Source organism: Erythrobacter tepidarius (assembly GCF_002155695.1).
Classification (GTDB): Bacteria; Pseudomonadota; Alphaproteobacteria; order Sphingomonadales; family Sphingomonadaceae; genus Erythrobacter; species Erythrobacter tepidarius.
This window is the reverse complement of the sequence record NZ_MUYJ01000003.1, coordinates 251,179-268,061: the sequence shown is the minus strand read 5'-3', so window position 1 is coordinate 268,061 and position 16,883 is coordinate 251,179. Positions and strand designations below refer to the sequence as shown.

The 16,883-nt window shown below is 65.6% G+C and carries 20 protein-coding genes; 14 read left to right on the top strand and 6 right to left on the bottom strand.

What is annotated here, in order from left to right; translation table 11 throughout:
- Positions 1–455: 455 nt before the first annotated feature.
- Positions 456–986, bottom strand: a complete 531-nt coding sequence (locus tag BZF61_RS04360) for a hypothetical protein (RefSeq protein ID WP_086617415.1) — start codon at positions 984–986, stop codon at positions 456–458.
- A gap of 35 nt (positions 987–1,021) precedes the next feature.
- On the opposite strand from BZF61_RS04360, the gene BZF61_RS04355 reads away from it, so the two are divergent.
- A complete protein-coding gene (locus tag BZF61_RS04355) occupies positions 1,022–1,786 on the top strand; it encodes a TlyA family RNA methyltransferase (RefSeq protein WP_086617414.1) in 765 nt (254 codons plus the stop codon).
- Positions 1,787–1,880: 94 nt separating this feature from the next.
- On the opposite strand, the gene BZF61_RS04350 is transcribed toward BZF61_RS04355, so the two are convergent.
- The gene (locus BZF61_RS04350; protein ID WP_211276712.1) at positions 1,881–2,276 is read right to left on the bottom strand and encodes a hypothetical protein; all 396 of its coding nucleotides are present in this window, start codon (positions 2,274–2,276) and stop codon (positions 1,881–1,883) included.
- A 198-nt stretch (positions 2,277–2,474) separates the two neighbouring features.
- Between BZF61_RS04350 and BZF61_RS04345 the strand changes: the two genes are divergently transcribed.
- Genes BZF61_RS04345 through BZF61_RS04325 form a run of 5 tightly spaced genes read left to right on the top strand, consistent with a single transcriptional unit; the run spans position 2,475 to position 6,119 of the window.
- The gene (locus BZF61_RS04345) at positions 2,475–3,023 is read left to right on the top strand and encodes a TspO/MBR family protein (protein ID WP_086617412.1); all 549 of its coding nucleotides are present in this window, start codon (positions 2,475–2,477) and stop codon (positions 3,021–3,023) included.
- Between the two features lie 47 nt (positions 3,024–3,070).
- Entirely contained in the window at positions 3,071–3,322 is a 252-nt protein-coding gene (locus tag BZF61_RS04340) for an accessory factor UbiK family protein (RefSeq protein ID WP_086617411.1), read from the top strand.
- Between the two features lie 27 nt (positions 3,323–3,349).
- Positions 3,350–3,949 (top strand): DNA repair protein RecO, encoded by a 600-nt coding sequence (gene recO, locus BZF61_RS04335; RefSeq protein ID WP_086617410.1) that lies wholly within the window; start codon positions 3,350–3,352, stop codon positions 3,947–3,949.
- A gap of 15 nt (positions 3,950–3,964) precedes the next feature.
- Entirely contained in the window at positions 3,965–5,023 is a 1,059-nt protein-coding gene (gene leuB / locus BZF61_RS04330; RefSeq protein WP_086617409.1) for a 3-isopropylmalate dehydrogenase, read from the top strand.
- Between the two features lie 4 nt (positions 5,024–5,027).
- On the top strand, positions 5,028–6,119 hold the full coding sequence (locus tag BZF61_RS04325) for a glycosyltransferase family 2 protein (RefSeq protein ID WP_086617408.1): 1,092 nt from the start codon (positions 5,028–5,030) through the stop codon (positions 6,117–6,119).
- 61 nt (positions 6,120–6,180) lie between these two features.
- Here the strand turns inward: BZF61_RS04325 and BZF61_RS04320 are convergent, their stop codons facing one another.
- The gene (locus BZF61_RS04320) at positions 6,181–7,509 is read right to left on the bottom strand and encodes a phospholipid carrier-dependent glycosyltransferase (RefSeq protein ID WP_086617407.1); all 1,329 of its coding nucleotides are present in this window, start codon (positions 7,507–7,509) and stop codon (positions 6,181–6,183) included.
- A gap of 44 nt (positions 7,510–7,553) precedes the next feature.
- Entirely contained in the window at positions 7,554–7,955 is a 402-nt protein-coding gene (locus BZF61_RS04315) for a hypothetical protein (RefSeq protein ID WP_245804498.1), read from the bottom strand.
- Positions 7,956–8,058: 103 nt separating this feature from the next.
- Here BZF61_RS04315 and BZF61_RS04310 point away from each other — a divergent pair, with 103 nt between their 5' ends.
- The 4 genes from BZF61_RS04310 (at position 8,059) to BZF61_RS04295 (ending at position 10,753) form a co-directional block, all read left to right on the top strand.
- The gene (locus tag BZF61_RS04310; protein WP_086617445.1) at positions 8,059–8,604 is read left to right on the top strand and encodes a TetR family transcriptional regulator; all 546 of its coding nucleotides are present in this window, start codon (positions 8,059–8,061) and stop codon (positions 8,602–8,604) included.
- A gap of 11 nt (positions 8,605–8,615) precedes the next feature.
- Positions 8,616–9,833, top strand: coding sequence for a trans-sulfuration enzyme family protein (locus BZF61_RS04305; RefSeq protein WP_086617406.1), 1,218 nt, complete (start codon positions 8,616–8,618; stop codon positions 9,831–9,833).
- A 64-nt stretch (positions 9,834–9,897) separates the two neighbouring features.
- On the top strand, positions 9,898–10,122 hold the full coding sequence (locus tag BZF61_RS04300; RefSeq protein ID WP_086617405.1) for a hypothetical protein: 225 nt from the start codon (positions 9,898–9,900) through the stop codon (positions 10,120–10,122).
- A 22-nt stretch (positions 10,123–10,144) separates the two neighbouring features.
- A complete protein-coding gene (locus BZF61_RS04295) occupies positions 10,145–10,753 on the top strand; it encodes a 2-hydroxychromene-2-carboxylate isomerase (protein WP_086617404.1) in 609 nt (202 codons plus the stop codon).
- 19 nt (positions 10,754–10,772) lie between these two features.
- Here the strand turns inward: BZF61_RS04295 and BZF61_RS04290 are convergent, their stop codons facing one another.
- Positions 10,773–11,483 carry a M15 family metallopeptidase gene (locus BZF61_RS04290; protein WP_158094052.1) on the bottom strand — a complete coding sequence of 237 codons (711 nt, stop codon included), beginning with the start codon at positions 11,481–11,483 and terminating at the stop codon, positions 10,773–10,775.
- Between the two features lie 129 nt (positions 11,484–11,612).
- Between BZF61_RS04290 and apaG the strand changes: the two genes are divergently transcribed.
- Both apaG and BZF61_RS04280 read left to right on the top strand, forming a co-directional pair.
- Positions 11,613–12,026 (top strand): Co2+/Mg2+ efflux protein ApaG, encoded by a 414-nt coding sequence (gene apaG / locus BZF61_RS04285; RefSeq protein ID WP_086617402.1) that lies wholly within the window; start codon positions 11,613–11,615, stop codon positions 12,024–12,026.
- Positions 12,027–12,074: 48 nt separating this feature from the next.
- On the top strand, positions 12,075–12,863 hold the full coding sequence (locus tag BZF61_RS04280; RefSeq protein ID WP_086617401.1) for a LysR family transcriptional regulator: 789 nt from the start codon (positions 12,075–12,077) through the stop codon (positions 12,861–12,863).
- A gap of 114 nt (positions 12,864–12,977) precedes the next feature.
- Here BZF61_RS04280 and BZF61_RS04275 read toward each other — a convergent pair whose 3' ends face one another.
- Positions 12,978–13,538 carry a hypothetical protein gene (locus BZF61_RS04275; protein ID WP_086617400.1) on the bottom strand — a complete coding sequence of 187 codons (561 nt, stop codon included), beginning with the start codon at positions 13,536–13,538 and terminating at the stop codon, positions 12,978–12,980.
- Between the two features lie 304 nt (positions 13,539–13,842).
- On the opposite strand from BZF61_RS04275, the gene BZF61_RS04270 reads away from it, so the two are divergent.
- Together BZF61_RS04270 and rpsL are read left to right on the top strand one after the other, a co-directional pair.
- Entirely contained in the window at positions 13,843–15,861 is a 2,019-nt protein-coding gene (locus BZF61_RS04270) for an ATP-binding protein (protein WP_211276711.1), read from the top strand.
- Positions 15,862–16,408: 547 nt separating this feature from the next.
- A complete protein-coding gene (rpsL, locus tag BZF61_RS04265) occupies positions 16,409–16,780 on the top strand; it encodes a 30S ribosomal protein S12 (protein ID WP_086617399.1) in 372 nt (123 codons plus the stop codon).
- The last annotated feature ends 103 nt before the right edge of the window (positions 16,781–16,883 follow it).

Genomic DNA, 16,883 nt, shown 5'->3' with positions numbered 1-16,883 from the left:
GTAATGAATTACCGGTAGTGCCTCGCGCGGAAACTTGCCGACCTCTCTGCTGAACCATGAGACATCGGATCACCTCCTTTCGCGCTAGTGTGCCAAGACCCAGCCGTTTCACCGGGGGCCGAGGACCGCGTTCGCCGCTGGCCTCAGGGCTTAATGTGAATCAAGGCAGGGGCGTCGACAAGACTTGTTTTAAACTTTTCCCGCGTCATAATGTCGCTTCGCCGTGGAGAAATGCGGCTGGCGCGCCCGGGGTTTTCCTCGGGCGTTTTGCGTTTGTGCGCCGATCTGTGGGCCGACCGGGGATTACCTGTGCACGAGCCTGTGGAAATTAATCTATGGAATCGGGTGAGGGGGCCTTTGTTTGCATGTCCGCCGGCGCGGGCAGATCCTCGGCGCGTTGCGATCCCTGCGGGTCCGTAAGCCATCGCCGTCAGTGAAGCCTGGGCCATTCTCCCCTATCTGCAATCCTCGATCACCCGCGTGACTTCGGCCCAGCTCGGCAAGTAGAGCGCTGGCAGGCCCTCGCTTTCCACCGCAAACCGCCCCTTCGATAGGGCCATGGCATCGAGCAGCGGATCGCCGGCGGCGATGCTTACCGTCATCTCGCGATCGGCGGGGGTTGCCTCGAGGGTGCGGGTCGCGGTTTCGGTGCGGATCGTCACCAGCGGCGCGCGCGCGCCGGTCGCCGGCAGCGAGAGCACAACGCTGCGGGTATCAGCCAAGCAGCGCAGCCGCGCCACCGGCGTACCCGCGGGGCTCCAGAAGCTCGCCTCGGAGCCTTGTCCGCGCGGGGCATAGCGCCAGTCGCCGGGGGTTGCCGGATTGTCCATCCAGTTGTTGGTGACCGGGGCCTGCGCCACCGGAGCCGGGCGCGAGGCGGGGGCCGGGCGCGCGATCGGCGCAGGCGCCGGAGCGGGCGGCGGAACCGCGGAGGCGCAGGCTGTCAGGGCGAGCGCCGCGGCGAGGAGGGGCAGAGCAGCTTTCATGCCCGTACTTTGCGCGCTAGGAGCCGCTCTTGTCCATGCCTGACCATTCCCCTCGTCCGCCGAAAGCGCCCAAGCGCCGCGTCGATCAGCTGCTGGTCGCGCGCGGGCTGGCCGAAAGCCGCGCGCGCGCGCAGGCGCTGGTGATGGCGGGGCTGGTGTTCGCGGGGAGCGCGAGGATCGCCAAGCCCGGGCAGCAGCTGCCCGAAGACGCGCTGCTCGAGGTGCGCGGGCGCGACCATCCCTGGGTCAGCCGCGGAGGGATTAAGCTGGCCCACGCTCTCGAGCATTTCGGGCTCGATCCATCCGGAGCCGTGGCGATGGACATCGGATCCTCGACCGGCGGCTTTACCGACGTGCTGCTGAGCCATGGCGCGGAGCACGTGTTCTGTGTCGACAGCGGCACCAACCAGCTCGCCTGGAAACTGCGCGAAGACCCGCGTGTCACCGTGCTCGAACAGCTTTCCGCCCGGCTGCTGACCCGCGAGCATATTGATCGCTCCTGCAACTGGGTGGTGTGCGATGCGAGCTTCATCAGCCTCGCCAAGGTGTTGGAGGTGCCATTGCAACTGGCGGGCACGCCGTGCCAACTGGTCGCGCTGATCAAGCCGCAATTCGAAGTGGGGCGGGATGAGGTCGGAAAAGGCGGGGTGGTGCGCGATCCGGGCCTGCACCAGCGCGTGTGCGACGAGGTGCGCCAATGGCTCGTGGGTCTGGGCTGGCAAGTGCAGGGCATCGCCACCAGTCCGATCACCGGGCCGCAGGGCAATGTCGAGTTCCTGATCGCCGCGCGCCGGGGCTAGCCACAAAAGAAAAGACCGGCGGCAACCCGAAGGTTGCTACCGGCCCTTTCTGTCCGTCACCCAGCATTATGCCGGGACCGGCAAGCCGCAAAGCTTACTGGGCAGCCGGAGCCTTTTCGGCCGAGGCAGCAGCGTCGGCCGGAGCAGCAGCCGCGTCAGCCGGCGCGGCAGCGGCATCAGCCGGAGCGGCAGCGGCGTCGGCCGGAGCAGCTTCGCTGGCCGCAGCCTCCGGAGCCATGGCATCTTCAGCAACAGCGGTTTCGTCAGCGGCGGTTTCCGGAGCAGCTTCTTCAGCCGGCTTCGAGCAAGCGGCGGTAGCGAGGGCGAGGCCAGCGACGGCGACGAGTGCGATCTTCTTCATGTTGTTTCCCCTGAAAGGCCAGATGGCCGGGCATTGAAAAACGGAAGCGCGTAATGCGATCCTGCCGCGCACGCGCTTCCGAATCGCGGCAGGAATGTGGCAGCCAATAGCAGACAGATTGGCAATCACCCAAGCCTTTCCTTCACCCAAGCCTTTCCTTGCATCTCGCGCAGGCCATCGCCGATTGCCGCGGTGCTGCACGGGGACGCTGCACCATTGCGGGTCAGATCCCGCGCGAGGTTTGGCGCTACTGCGCGGCTCTGTTATCCACACTGGCGACGGCCATCGGGTGCGAGAATCGCATCGGCGCCGGGATCGGGAGAACGCATGAACGTCCTTGCTTCCAAAGCACAATTGCGGGCGAGCTTCTTGCGCTGGGCGCTGTTCATGGTGCCGCTGGTGCTGCTGATCGGCTTCACTGCGGGCCAGTTCGGCGGGCCGAACACGCCCTGGTTTGCGAGCCTGGCGAAGCCTGCAATCTATCCACCGCCAGCGGTGTTCGGGATCGTTTGGAGCATTCTGTTCGTGCTGATCGGCCTTGCCCTTGCACTGGTGGCGAGCGCCTGGGGTGCGGCCCGACGCGCGCTCGCGCTGGGGGTTTTCGCGGTCCAGTTCCTGATCACCCAAAGCTGGAGTGCGGTCTTTTTCGGGATGCAGGATATGCAGGGCGGGCTGATCGTGATCGGCACGGCGGCGGTGTTGCTGCTGGTGGCGATCGCGCTGTTCTGGCGGATCCGGCGCGTCGCGGCGCTGCTGCTGCTGCCCTATCTGGCCTGGGTGGGCTTCGCCGGCACGCTCAACTACGCCTTCATCCAAGCCAATCCCGACGGCGGCCCGCGCGACGCCAGCGGCGCGCAGACCCGGGTGCGATTGTAAGGCGTGAAGCACTGGACAAGGGCGCGGCCAATCTCCAAATAGCCGCCATGCAGAGCCGCAACCCGATCATCGCCGACCTTGTCAAACTCGCCAACAGCGCCGCCGGGACGATGGCGGGCATGACCCGCGAAGCCCGCGAGAACGCGCGCGAGCGGCTGCGCGAGGCGCTGGGCGGCATCGACTTCGTCAGCCGCGAGGAGTTCGAGACGGTCAAGGCAATGGCCCGCAAGGCCCGTGAACAGGCCGATGCGCTCGAAGCGCGCCTCGCTGCGCTGGAAGCCAAATCGAACAAGAAGTAAGGGCCGGCAAGGCAGGCAGGGCTGGCCATGAACCTGCGCAGCCCCGCCATAGTCCTCGCATCGCGCGCCCATGGCGAGACCGGGGCAATTGCCCGGTTGCTCACGCCTGGGCACGGCCTTGTTGCAGCCTATGTCGCAGGTGGACGCAGTCGGGCCTTGCGCGCGGTGATGCTGCCGGGCAACCGGGTTGCCGCCGATCTGGCCGCGCGCTCGGCCACCCAGCTTCCCTTCGCCCGCCTCGAGCTTGAACATTCGCGCGCTGCGCTGATGACCGAGCCGCTGCCGGCGGCCGGGATCGGCTGGGTCTGCGCGCTTACCGCCGCCGCCTTGCCCGAACGTTATCCCTGTCCGGCGCTGTATCAGGCGCTCGATGCGCTGCTCGGCGCGATCGCCTTTGCCCCTTCGGCGCGCGGCTGGGTGTCGGGGCTTATCGCCTACGAGACAATGCTGCTGGCCGAGATGGGCGAAGGCGTGCCGCGGCCCGATCCGGGCACCGATCTGCCCGCGCTCCTTGCCGCGCTCGCCCGCCTTGAAGGCCCGCTCGCAAACTCGTTGCTTGCAGGCCGCAAGAGCGATGTTATGGCCGCGAGGCAGCTGCTCACCGCGCGGCTCAAGCGCATGATCTGAAAGACCTCGCAACCGATGAAGATTGCAATTCTGCCCGGCGACGGGATCGGCCCGGAAGTCACCGCCGAAGCGGTGCGCGTGCTCGAAGCCCTTTCGCTTCCGGGCCTTACCCTGTTTGAGGCCGACGTTGGCGGCATCGCCTACAAGCGCCACGGCCATCCGCTGCCGCAGGAGACGCTCGATCTGGCCGGTATGGCCGATGCGATCCTGTTCGGCGCGGTGGGCGATCCGTCGTGCGACGCGCTCGAACGCCATCTGCGGCCCGAACAGGCGATCCTCGGCCTGAGGAAACATCTCGGCCTCTTCGCCAACCTGCGCCCGGCACGGGTGTTCGCGGGGCTGGAGCATCTTTCGCCGCTGCGCCCCGACATCGCCGCCCGGCTCGACATGCTGATCGTGCGCGAGCTTACCGGCGATGTCTATTTCGGCGCCAAGGGCCGGCGCGTCTCCGCCACGGGCGAGCACGAGGGCTGGGATGCGATGTCCTATGCCGAGCACGAGGTGCGGCGCATCGCCCATGTCGCCTTCCGCGCCGCGGCGGCGGGCGGTCAGCGGCTGACCAGCGTCGACAAGGCCAATGTGCTGGAAACCAGCCAGCTGTGGCGCGACGTGGTGATCGAAATCGCCGCCGATTATCCCGAGGTGGCGCTCGATCACATGTATGTCGACAATGCGGCGATGCAGGTGGTGAGCCACCCCGAGCGCTTCGGCGTGGTGCTGACGGGCAATCTGTTTGGCGACATCCTCTCCGACCTTGCCAGCGCTGCGGTCGGCTCGATCGGCCTCTTGCCGAGCGCCTCTCTGGGCGAGCGCGAGACAGCCTTCGGCACTTTCGGTCTCTATGAACCGATCCATGGCTCTGCTCCCGACATCGCCGGGCAGGGCAAGGCCAATCCGATGGCGACGATTCTCTCGGCGGCGATGATGCTGCGTCATTCCTTCGGACTGGAGGCCGCGGCGGCGCGGATCGAGAATGCCGTCGCGGCGACGCTTGCCGACGGCATCCTGGGCGGCGATCTTGGCGGCAGCTACGGCACCGTGGCGATCGGCGAGGCGGTGCGCGCGCGCCTCTAGAGCGATGCTCGACCTGGCGATCATCCTGCCGACCCTCAACGAGCGTGGCAATCTCGCCCCACTGGTCGCGCGGATCGAGGCGGCATTGGGCGCAGGGATCGGCTGGGAAGTGATCATCGTTGATGACGACAGCCGTGACGGGACGGCGGACGAGGCGCGGGCGCTGGCGCTGGCCGATCCGCGCGTGCGGGTGATCCAACGCATCGGTCGGCGCGGCCTCGCCAGCGCCGCGATCGAGGGCTTTTGCGCCACCGCCGCGCCCTTTGTCGCGGTGATGGATGCCGACCACCAGCACGATCCTGCGCTGCTCCCGGCGATGCTTGCCGCGGTGAAGGCCAGCGAGGCCGATATCGCCGTTGCCACCCGCTTTGCCGAAGGGGCAAGCATGGACGACTGGGCCGCGCCCGAGCGCGAGCGGCTTTCCGCCTTGGCCAACCGTCTTGCCCGCCGCCTGACCGGCGTGGAACTCAGCGATCCGATGAGCGGCTATTTCCTGCTCCCCGCCGCCACTGCGCGCGCGCTGGTGCCGCGCCTGTCGGGGATCGGCTTCAAGATCCTGCTCGACCTGCTGGCGACCGCGGATACGCCGCTCAGGGTCAAGGAGTTTCCGCTGCAATTCGCCGCCCGCCGCGAGGGCGAAAGCAAGCTGGACCGCGCCGTCGTGTTCGACTTTCTCGCAGGGCTTTACGACAAGACACTCGGGCGGGTGGTCCCCACCCGCTTTGCGCTGTTCGGAACGGTCGGCGCGCTTGGCGTGATCGTCCACTTCGCGGTGCTGACGGTGTTGCTGTTCGTATTCGGCGAGGGCTTCGCGCTGGCGCAAACCGCGGCGGTGCTGGTGGCGATGAGCTTCAATTTCTGGCTCAACAACTGGCTGACCTATCGCGACAAGCGGCTGAAGGGTTGGAGCGCTCTGATGCGCGGCTGGCTCGGCTTCTGCGCGACCTGCGCGGTCGGCGCCTTGGCCAATGTCGGGATCGCGACCTTGCTTGAGGACAAGGGCGTGCTCTGGGCGCTCGCCGCGCTGGCGGGGATCGTGGTCGGCTCGGTGTGGAATTACGCCCTGTCCAGCCGCTTCGTGTGGGGAAGGTTCTAGGCAGTTCTCGGCCTTGCGCGCTATGCGCCAATGCGGCGGGCGATGACGCGAGGCTTCAGGCCTACCTCCACCCGTCGAGCCACATCCATGTGACAAAGCTTCCCGCGTTCTTGAGGGGGAGCGCCGCGAGGATCGGGTAGAACCACGCGAACACCCCGACCGAACCCGCCAGCGTGCCCCACGCGCACCAGCCCCATCCAGCGCGCCGCAGGTCTGCCAAGGCCAGCGCCAGCGCCGCCAGCAGGAAGAAATGCGGGACGAAATAGTGGTAATAGAACTGCACCGGCTTGGGCGCGACAATCCACAGGCCGAGGCTGGCGGCATAGCCGATTACCACGGCGAGTTTCGCCCAGTTCTCGCGGATGATGCCGTTCACCAGACACCACAGCACCCCCGCAAGGCCCAGCAGCATGGTGAGCGGGTTGCCGATCAACAGCACCCCACGCTGCGCCCCGTCGGCAAGGGCGTAGAAATACCACACCGCGCGGGTGTTGAGCAGCCATTGCGGCCAGCGGCTCTGATAGGTGTGCGGAGTTAGCACCTGCTGCTGGAGGCTCAGGATCTCGCCGTGAAATCCGATCAGCCCCTGTTCGGCGAGCGGCGAGGGGCGCAGATATTCGCTCAGCCAGTAGCCCGGCAGGAAGGTCGCGGCATAGGCCAGCAGCGGCACGATCCCGAGCCAGACGAAAGCCTCCAGCAGCGTTACCCCCGGCACCGGCGGCCCGCGGCGCGAGAGGAACAACCGGCGGCGACCGGCGCGCGCGCGGGCGACGAGAAAGGCAAGGCCCGGCAGCACCGTGAGCGGAATCGCGTTCCACTTCGCTCCCATCGCCAGCCCCAGCGCGGTGCCCGTCAGCGCCAGTCGCCAGCGGCCCATCTCGGGCTCGGCGCAGGCGCCCGCGAACTGCCATGCCGCCACCGCAAGAAAAGCCGCCATGAAGATGTCGAGCATGGCGATGCGCGACTGGATCAGCAGGTGGAAACCGGTCGCCAGCAGGATGCCGAAAGCCAAGCAAGCGAAGCGGTCGGCGCTGGCGTGCCACATCGCTCGGAGCGATGCGAAATAGGCCAGCGTGCCGAAGCCGAGCGACATGATTCGCCAGCCCAGCGGCGTGTCGCCGAAAAGCGCGATGCCGAGCGCGATCAGCTCCTTGCCGAGAAGCGGATGTTCGCGGTTGAGATATTCGCCGTGACCTTCGCGCCACAGCGCCAGCAGCTCACGCGCGGCGGGAAGATAGTGGACTTCATCGAACACCGGCACCGAGGGAATCGCCAGCCGCCAACCAGCCAGCAGCGCGAACAGCCCCGTCAGCGCCAGACACGTGGCCAGCGGATCGCGCGGACGCGCGGGCGGGGTGAGGGCGGGAGAGGAAGGGCGCGCCTCGGCCATGCCCTCAGGCGCTTAGGCAGGGGACTGGGTCAGGGCAAGCGGGATTATGGCTTTCTGGCCGCAGCTTCGAGCCAGAACAGCCGCGCGCACATCGCAAGCAGGCCGATGCTGGCGGTGGCGAGCACCAGCATCATCCACAAGGGCAGGTTCATGCCCTGGGCACGCGCGCGCGGCAGGATCAGGACGAAGGCGATGCCGAGCGAGAACAGCAGGTCCCACCACACTTGCACGCCCCACAGGTTGGCGGTGTGGTTGAGGATCACCGGAAACACGCCCTCGGTGGCGATGGTGATCGCGGTGAATCCGGCAAAGCCTGCCGAGAGGATCGCCGCCAGCATCGCATTGCCCGGTGCATCGGGACGCGCGAAGGCGACGATGATCGCCGTCACGGCGCAGACCAGCCCGCCGCCGGCCAGCGCGATGAAGGGGGTAAGCGCAAGTTCCATCGCCATTTCTCCGCAAGTATGTAGCGAGTGCTACATCGTCTTGTAGCGCGCCATGACGGGCACTACAAGGTCACAGATGGCGCGCGCGAAGAAACAGTCCCCGATGTCGAAAGACAGCCTGTTGCCGCTGCTTGCGCGCCATGTCCTTGCCCATGGCCTTGGACAAGCGAGCCTCAGGCCGCTGGCTAGGGCGGCGGGCACCTCCGACCGGATGCTGATCTACCATTTCGGCAGCAAGAATGCGCTGATTGCCGATCTGCTGTCCTATCTCGCCCGGGCCTATGCCGCCGCGCTCGACGCCGCGCTGGGCAGCGCGCGCGCGCGCAGCCGTGCCGAGGTGATTGCCCGCATCCTTGCACAGGGCGAGGTGCCCGAAATGCAGCCTTATACGGCGCTGTGGTGGGAAATCGTTGCCGGCTGCGCGCGCGGGAAACCGGGCTTTGCTCCGGCCGCGCAGGCAATGATTGACGAGCTGCTCGACTGGCTCGAAGGGCAGATGCCGGCGGATGATCCCGATCCTGCGGGCGGGGCGCGCTATCTGCTCACCCTGATCGAGGGTGCGATGATGCTGGCGGCGATCGGCCATGGCGCGAGCGCGCGGGCCGGCCTTGATGCGGGCCTGCTTGCGGGCGGCCGCGTGCCGTCCTAAAGCCGCGCGCCATGAAGAAGACCACCGGAATGGATCGCGCGGCCACTTCGCGCTGGCGCCCCGCAACCCGCGCGCTGCGCGGCGGCACCTGGCGATCGGAGCATGGCGAGACGAGCGAGGCGCTGTTCCTCACCTCGGGCTATACTTACGACGATGCCCAGACCGTTGCTGATCGCTTCGCCGGCACGGCGCAGGGCATGACCTATTCGCGGCTCCAGAATCCTACTGTCGCCATGCTCGAAGAACGCATCGCCCTGATCGAAGGGGCCGAAGCCTGCCGGGCGCAGGCGAGCGGGATGGCGGCGATGACGGCGGCGCTGCTGTGCCAGCTTTCGGCCGGTGATCACGTGGTTGCCGCACGCGCCGCCTTCGGCAGCTGCCGCTGGCTGGTCGATACGCTGCTGCCCAAGTTCGGGATCGAAACCACGGTTATCGACAGCGCCGACAATGCCGCTTGGGAAGCCGCGATCCGGCCCAATACCAAGGTATTCTTTTTCGAGACCCCGGCCAACCCGACACTCGATATCGTCGATCTGGCCCATGTCTGCGGCCTTGCCAAGGCGCACGGGATCACCAGCGTGGTCGACAATGCCTTCGCCTCGCCCGCGCTCCAGCGCCCGATGGCGTTCGGCGCGGATGTGGTCGCCTATTCGGCGACCAAGCTGATGGACGGGCAGGGCCGGGTGCTGGCGGGCGCGATCTGCGCGTCGCAGCAGTGGATCGATGAGGTGCTGCTTCCGTTCCAGCGCAACACCGGTCCGACGCTCTCGGCGTTCAACGCCTGGGTGGTGCTCAAGGGACTGGAAACGCTGCCGCTGCGCGCCTTCAAGCAGTCCGAACAGGCCGTGGCGCTGGGCGAATTCCTCGAACCGCGCGTGACCAAGGCGGGTGGACGTCTGCTCCACCCCGGTCTGCCAAGCCATCCGCGACACGAACTTGCCCTCACGCAGATGGACGCGACGGGGCCGATCTTCGCGTTTGACGTCGGCACGCGGGCGCGGGCCTTTGCCATTCTCGATGCGCTCAGGCTGATCGACATCTCGAACAATATCGGCGACGCGCGCAGTCTGATGTGCCATCCGGCCTCGACCACTCACGCCGGCCTCACCGACGAGGCGCGTGCGGCGATGGGGGTGACCGAGGGCTTGCTGCGGATCAATGTTGGGCTCGAGGACATCGCCGATCTCGTCGAAGATCTGGATCAGGCGCTCGCCGCGGCAGGAATCTGACACCCTCCCCATTTCGGAGACACTTTGCGGTTTCACGGCACAGTGATTTGGCGCACGGTGCGGCATGGCGCGCGACACGCTTGCCCGTTTCCACCGCAGACTGATCGTCGAATGGCACAACGCCTTCTTCGACGGCCGCCCCGAAGCCGCCCGCGCGCTTTACGATCTGCTCACGCTGGTCCTCGGCTATCGCTTGCGCCCGATCGAGCCTGGTGCAACAACGCGCCCGGTCACCTTTATGGACCTCGCGCACGGCCATTCCGATCTGCTTTGCGCACCGAGTTCGTAGCCGCCAAGTAAGGGGAGAAAACATGGCGCACCGCGTGGAACTGGTGTTCGATTTCGTCAGCCCCAACGCCTATCTGATCTGGTGGCCATTGCGCGAAATGCTGAACCGCTACGAGGCGGGCCTCGATGTCTTGCCGGTGTTCCTTGCCGGGATGCACAAGCTCACCGGCAATGCCCCGCCGATGATTCGCGACAAGGACGTGAAGGGCAAAAACGAATATGCGATGCTGGAAATGCAGCGCTTCATCGCCAAGCACGGCCTGACGAGATACCGCCTGCACCCGCAATTCCCGTTCAATTCGATTCTCCTTCAGCGGATGCTTTACGCCGCCGATCAGGACGGGCGCGGGGTCCAGTTCGCCGAGGTGCTGCTGCGACCGATCTGGGAAGAGGGGCTCGACATTTCCTCGCCCGAGGCCATCGGCGCGGCGGTCAGCGCGGCGGGCTTCGATGCCGCCGACCTGTTCGCCCGTGCCCAGAGCGACGCGGTCAAACAGGGTCTTGCCGCCAACACCGACAAGGCGGTCGCGCGCGGGGCCTTCGGGATTCCGACCATGTGGGTCGACGGCACGGAGATGTTCTTCGGCAAGGAGCGCCTTGGCCAGATCGAGGAGCTGCTGGCGAAGGGGTGAAGGGCGGGCGGCGGAGCGCTCATGCGGTAGTCACATCCTCCAGCGGCACATCCATCACCGGATAGCGCCGCCATTCGGCCCAGTCGTAGTGCCACCACTCGTTGGGCAGCGGCACGAAGCCATCGGCGACCATCCATTCCTCCAGCATCCTTGAATGCGCCAGTGCTTGCGCAGGCGCGGCGATGTTGCTGCGGTAGGCGGCGGGGGTGAAGTCGTCATAGGGGCTGGGCATCTCGACCTCGACGCCCGCGCGGTGCAATGACAGGTCGATCGAACAACCGCGGTTGTGGCGCGATCCGGTCGCCGGGTTGGCGACGAATTCGCGTTTGTCGGGCGGGGTCTCGTCCCACATCGCCTTGGTGATGCGCCAGGGCCGGTAGGCGTCGAAGATCAGCAGGCCGAAGCCTGCCGCCTCGGCGCGGGTCTGCACGCGGGAGAGCGCCTCGGCCACGGGGCGCTGCGCCACCGCCCGGGCAACAGGGTAGAGCACCCGGCCCATGAAGTTGGCGGACGTGGCATAGCGGATGTCGAACCTGAAGCGCGGATCGAAGCGGGCGAGATCGACCAGATCAGGGGCAAGGTCTGCCGCCGGATCGACCGGCAGGGCGAGCGGCGGGCCGCCGCGCGCCGCGCATCCGCCCAGCGTCCCTGCCAGCACGCCCGCCCCAAGGCCGCGCAACACCGTGCGGCGGGTGACGAAGGCGGTGGCGGCAGGCAGCGGGGCATTCATGGCACGGACACATAGGCCAGCGACAATGGCCCGGCCAGAAGCAATTCTCGCGGCCCACGGGATACAGCGGGGATTACCTGCGTTACGGGGCTTGTGGCGCGATGCAGAATCGCTACCTTGAGGCACGATATGAAGCAATTCTTCCAGCACGCTGCCACAACCGACGGGGTGACCGTCCGGGTCGCCGTCAACTACCTGCCGGAGCAATCGCATCCGGAGGCGGGCAAGTGGTTCTGGGTCTATCACATCCGCATCGAGAACGACAGCCACGAGCCGCTCCGCCTGCGCACCCGCCATTGGCGCATTACCGACGGACGCGGGATGGTGAGCCATGTCGACGGTGAGGGCGTGGTCGGCGAACAGCCGCTGCTCGCCCCGGGGCAGAGCCACGACTACGTCTCGGGCTGCCCGCTGACGACGCCTTTCGGTTCGATGGAAGGTTTCTACACCTTCCAGCGCCCCGATGGTTCGCCATTCGAGGTGCGCATCCCCTTCTTCCCGCTCTCCGCGCCCGAGACCGCCGAGGGGCGGTCTTCGCACTGACTGGGGACAGGCTTGCGATAGGCGCTTGTCGGGCCTAATTCGGCCAGCGTGAAGCGCACCCATCTTCCCCTCAATGCCCTGCGCGTGTTCGATGCGGCGGCGCGGCACCTGTCGTTCACCCGCGCCGCGGACGAGCTCGCCGTCACCCCCGCCGCCGTGGGCCAGCAGATCCGCGCGCTCGAGGACGTGCTCGGCGTCGTCCTGTTCCGCCGCACCTCCAAGGGCCTCGAACTCACGCCCGAGGCCGCAGCGGGGCTTGATCCCCTGCGCGAAGGCTTCCTCAGGTTCGAGGAAAGCGTTGCGGCGATGCAGGCCGGCCAGGCCTCGGACCGCTACACCATCGCGACCCCACGCGAATTCTACGCCGAATGGCTCGCTCCTCGCCTCGCGCGTTTCCAGACGGGGATGCCCGGCATTCAGTACATCCTCGCCCCCGACGAGCACGCCGACTTCACCGAGGCCAATCTCGATCTCGCGGTCCGGCTGGTTGACGGGCCGGGCGACCTCGAAGGCGTCCAGCTCGCCCCGGCGCTGCGGGTGACGGTTGCCGCGCCGGAGCACAGGGACGCGTGGATCGACTGGCCGGGGATGCCGCTGCCCGAAGGGCTCAACCCCTGCATCAAGGCCGGCTCGCCCGGACAGGCACTCGCCTCGGCGCTGGCGGGCATGGGCCGGACAATCCTTCCCCTTGCGCTGGCCGAGGCGGCGCTCGCCAGCGGCCGCCTCACCGCGCTGAGCGAGCCGGAGCCGAGCACCCGCGCCTACTGGCTGCTCGCCCCCCCTCCGCAATGGCGATCGAAAAAGGTGCGCGCGCTGGTGGGTTTCCTGAGTTCATGAGTCTTTTGTTGCGCCCTCAAGCGCCGGGCGCAGCGCGTCCGCGCTACTTGGCTTTTGCGCCATAAGGCGCGGCGCGCGGTCGCGCTTGCGGGCCTACGGCCCGATCCAGCGCGTTCAGGGGAGGTCGTGGCTTTCCTCCTCCTCGTCTTCCGCGATCCCCAGCTCCTCCAGCACCTCGGCGCGGATTTGTTCGTAGAGCCAATGACCGGGCTTGACGTAGCGCGCATCGACGTAGCGCGCGTGACGGTGGCGGATCACGAAGGCGAGCATCGAATTGGCGCGGGGGTTGGAAAGCCCCTCCGCCAGCGCGCGCTCCATTGCGCAATCCTCGAGCCTGAGCACCCCCCAGCCGAGCGCCTCGTCCCACGCGGCGGCAAACCCCTCTGCCCCCGGCTTGGCGCGCAGCTTGTAGAGCGCCTCGAGGCTGCGCCCGATATGCCGCGCGGCGGATGAGACTATGCCGGTGAGCGCCAGATGCGCGACAAAAGCGCGTTGAAGATCGGGCGTGATCGCGTTGCGGCGCGGCTGCTTGTGGCGATAGGGCGCGAAGTCGAGCAGCGGATCCCCGTCGGTGATGACCGCCGGCTCGAACGCCCAAGCGACCTCGGAGGTCGCCTGCCGCGCGATCTTGCGCTTGTTGCGCTTGGGCGGGGCGGGGGAGTCGTCGGCTGGCATGAGGGGAGGGGTGGCAGAGGGCGGGGGAGTAGGAAAATGGAAAAGAACCAACGGCGCGTTTGGCGGTGAACCGGCGCACAGCGCCGCAAGGCCGACCGGCCGCCGCGCCTTATGGCGCGAAAGCCAAGCAGCGCGGAGGCGCTGCGCCCGGCGCCTGAGGGCGCAAACAAAAGACTCGGGGAGCCACTACGCTAGCGTCCGTTCCCCCCTTTTTCGTCACCCGGGCTTGACCCGGGGCAAAGCTTACTGTTGTTTCACATCAGGTTTTCGAGAGCGAATATTAGGATTTGGGATCGGTGCAGGCATGACTTCACTTCGGCCAAATCTGGTAAAACGCATTGACCGCCTGCCCAAGCCCAAGAACGTGGCGGCGGCCATGCAACCGCTGTTTGAGGCAATTAGCAACGCGATACATTCCGTGCAGGGCCGGTTTCAGGAAACCGTCAGCACGAACGGCAGAATCCACATCACCGTCAGCACCAATCGGAACAAGGATAATGTTTGGGCCACGGTTGAAGACAACGGCCTTGGATTGGATGAAACCAATTGGGAGGCCTTCACCGAAACGGACACGGGGAACAAGATTTCAATTGGCGGCAAAGGGGTTGGCAGGCTCCTTTGGCTGGATTGTTTTCAGAAGGTTAGCGTTGTCAGCACATACAAGACGGACAGCGGCATGGAGCGGCGCTCCTTCGATTTCGTGCTGAAGCAGGACGATCAGATTCAGAACGAAAAGGTCGAAGCCGTAGCGGCTACCGAATCCCCGTCATTTTTTGTCCGGTTCGACGGCTTGCGGGACAACGGATACCTTTCCAATTTTCCCGGCAGAGATAGCTTTGTTTTCCAGCATTTAACGTCGCACTTCCTGCCAACCTTCATCGGCAAAAAGTGCCCGCAAATCTCGGTCTATGTCGGAGATGAGACCCGGCATTATCCCGCCGAAATCGATAACATCGTTCATCGTAAGCAGGCCGATATACGGCTGGAAACCGAAGATTACGGCCTGTTGCTCCTGACTTTGATGGAATGCGACAAGGTAGCCAGCGCCGATCTGAAAGGGCATCATTTCGTCCACTTCATCGCCCATGACCGCACCGTTCAATCTCAAAGCATCGACGGCAAACTTGGCCTGAAATACTTCGGCGATGATGGGGACAGGGTGTTCCATGCCATTCTGACGGGCGAGTTCCTGGACAAAAATGTGAATCAGGAACGCACCGCCTTCATGTTTGAGGATGTGGTTCTGGACCGCATCATCAACGATGTATGCACCTCGCATATCGAAGAGTTTCTGAAGGCCCCGCTGGAAAAACTTGGCGGGGAGCAGCGCGAGAAAATCGAGCAAATCACTGAAAGCTACCCTTCAGTGGCGTTCGGCAACACCGATGAACTTCAGGCCAAGATTCCGTCCGGCGAGCTGAAAGAGGATGCGATATACGGCCACTTGGCGCGTGAGCGGTTCCGCCGGGACCAACGGCAAGCCGAAAAGATTAGGTCTGTCCTAAGCCGGTTAAGGGGTGGCGAGGCGGACGCGGCGACATTCGCCGCCGCCATTGTTGAAGCCGGGAAAGCGATTGAGGATGCTGAGCAACGCAGCCTTGCCGAATACATTGTGCGCCGAAAAGTCGTTCTCGATTTCATCGAAATTCTGCTGGAAAAGGTTCGCGACGACACGCGGGACAGCTCCTATCAGCGGGAAGATATCCTCCATTCTTTCATCTGCCCTTTGCGGGTGAGCACGATTGCCGATGGCTCCAAGAAAGTGGAATCGGCAGCATCCCACGATCTATGGATCATCGACGAGCGGCTTACATTCGCACAGTATTTCAGCTCAGATGTGGAATTTTCGGCATTGTCGCAAGCAATCGAAAGCGACGACCGGCCCGACGTTTTGATATTCGATTACGTTCATGGTCTGCGCCAGACAGAGGAGCCATCCAAAGTCCTTTTGGTGGAGTTCAAGCGCCCTGGCCGCACAAACTATGCAGACAATGAAAACCCCCAAACGCAGGTCGAACGCTATGTCCGGCAATTGCAGGCAGGGGGATTGAATGATGTCAAGGGGCGGCCAATCAAGTTGGACAGCCACACGGTTTTCCATTGCTTCGTGGTCGCTGATATAGTCGGGAAGCTCGACGATTGGACATACACTTGGCAGCGCACGGCGGATGGCCGGGGGCGGCTCTATCAACCGCGAAACGGTTTCCAAGGTTCGATAGAACTGATTGGATGGGATGCGCTGTTGGACGATGCGCGGGCGCGAAATCAGGCGTTTTTTGATCGTGCCGGGATATCAGGCAAGAGCTACTTCAGCGTCGATTGAGGGGCCGTTGATTAGCACTTGCTCGGGGGTACGCATAACTCAATGACACAATCGCAAACGTAGTGGCTCCCCGAGTCTGTTTGTTTGGCCCCTCAAGCGCCGGGCGCGGCCCGTCCGGGCCGCTTGGCTTTCGCGCCATAAGGCGCGGCGGCCGGTCGGCCTTGCGGCGCTGCGCGCCGGTTCACCGCCTCACGCGCGGGTGTTGGATGCCTCGGGTCGCTCCTACGCTCACCCTTGACCCCCACCCCAAACCCGCCTATGGGCGCGCATCTTTCCGGGGTCTGCCTCGGAGCGAGCTGAACATTGGCGGTGCGTCTCCCTCGGGAAGGCAGCCGTCAAAGTAACCCGGTGGCCGAAGGGCCGCGCCTTGTGGGTGGAGCGTTTCGGCCTCGTCGTCATGCTGGTTTCGGCCAGCGCTTTTGCCGCTAGCTGTGCTTGCGGCCCTAGGCCCCAGCTTTCGCTGGGGTGACGGCTCGGGTTCAATCCTCTCTCTCCCCACATCGTCCGGCACCCGTGCTCACCATCAACCTGGTGAAGTGAGAACTTAATGCCGACGATCAACCAGCTGGTCCGCAAGGGCCGCAAGCCGCAGAAGGCCAAGAGCAAGGTCCCTGCGATGGAGCAGAACCCGCAGAAGCGCGGTGTCTGCACCCGCGTCTATACGACGACCCCGAAGAAGCCGAACTCGGCGCTGCGCAAGGTGGCCAAGATCCGCCTCACGAACCAGCGCGAAGTCATCAGCTACATCCCGGGCGAAGGCCACAACCTCCAGGAGCACTCGGTCGTGCTGATCCGCGGCGGGCGCGTGCGCGACCTTCCGGGCGTGCGCTATCACGTGCTGCGCGGCGTGCTCGACACGCAGGGCGTGAAGGACCGCAAGCAGTCGCGTTCGAAGTACGGCGCCAAGCGTCCGAAGTAAGGTTCAGGCGCGGACCCGGCTGCGGACCGCTCCCCCTCCCAGCTACCCCGTCGAGGTAGCATCTGGGTGGCCGGGAGGGGGAGCGGGCCGGAGCCGCAAGGCA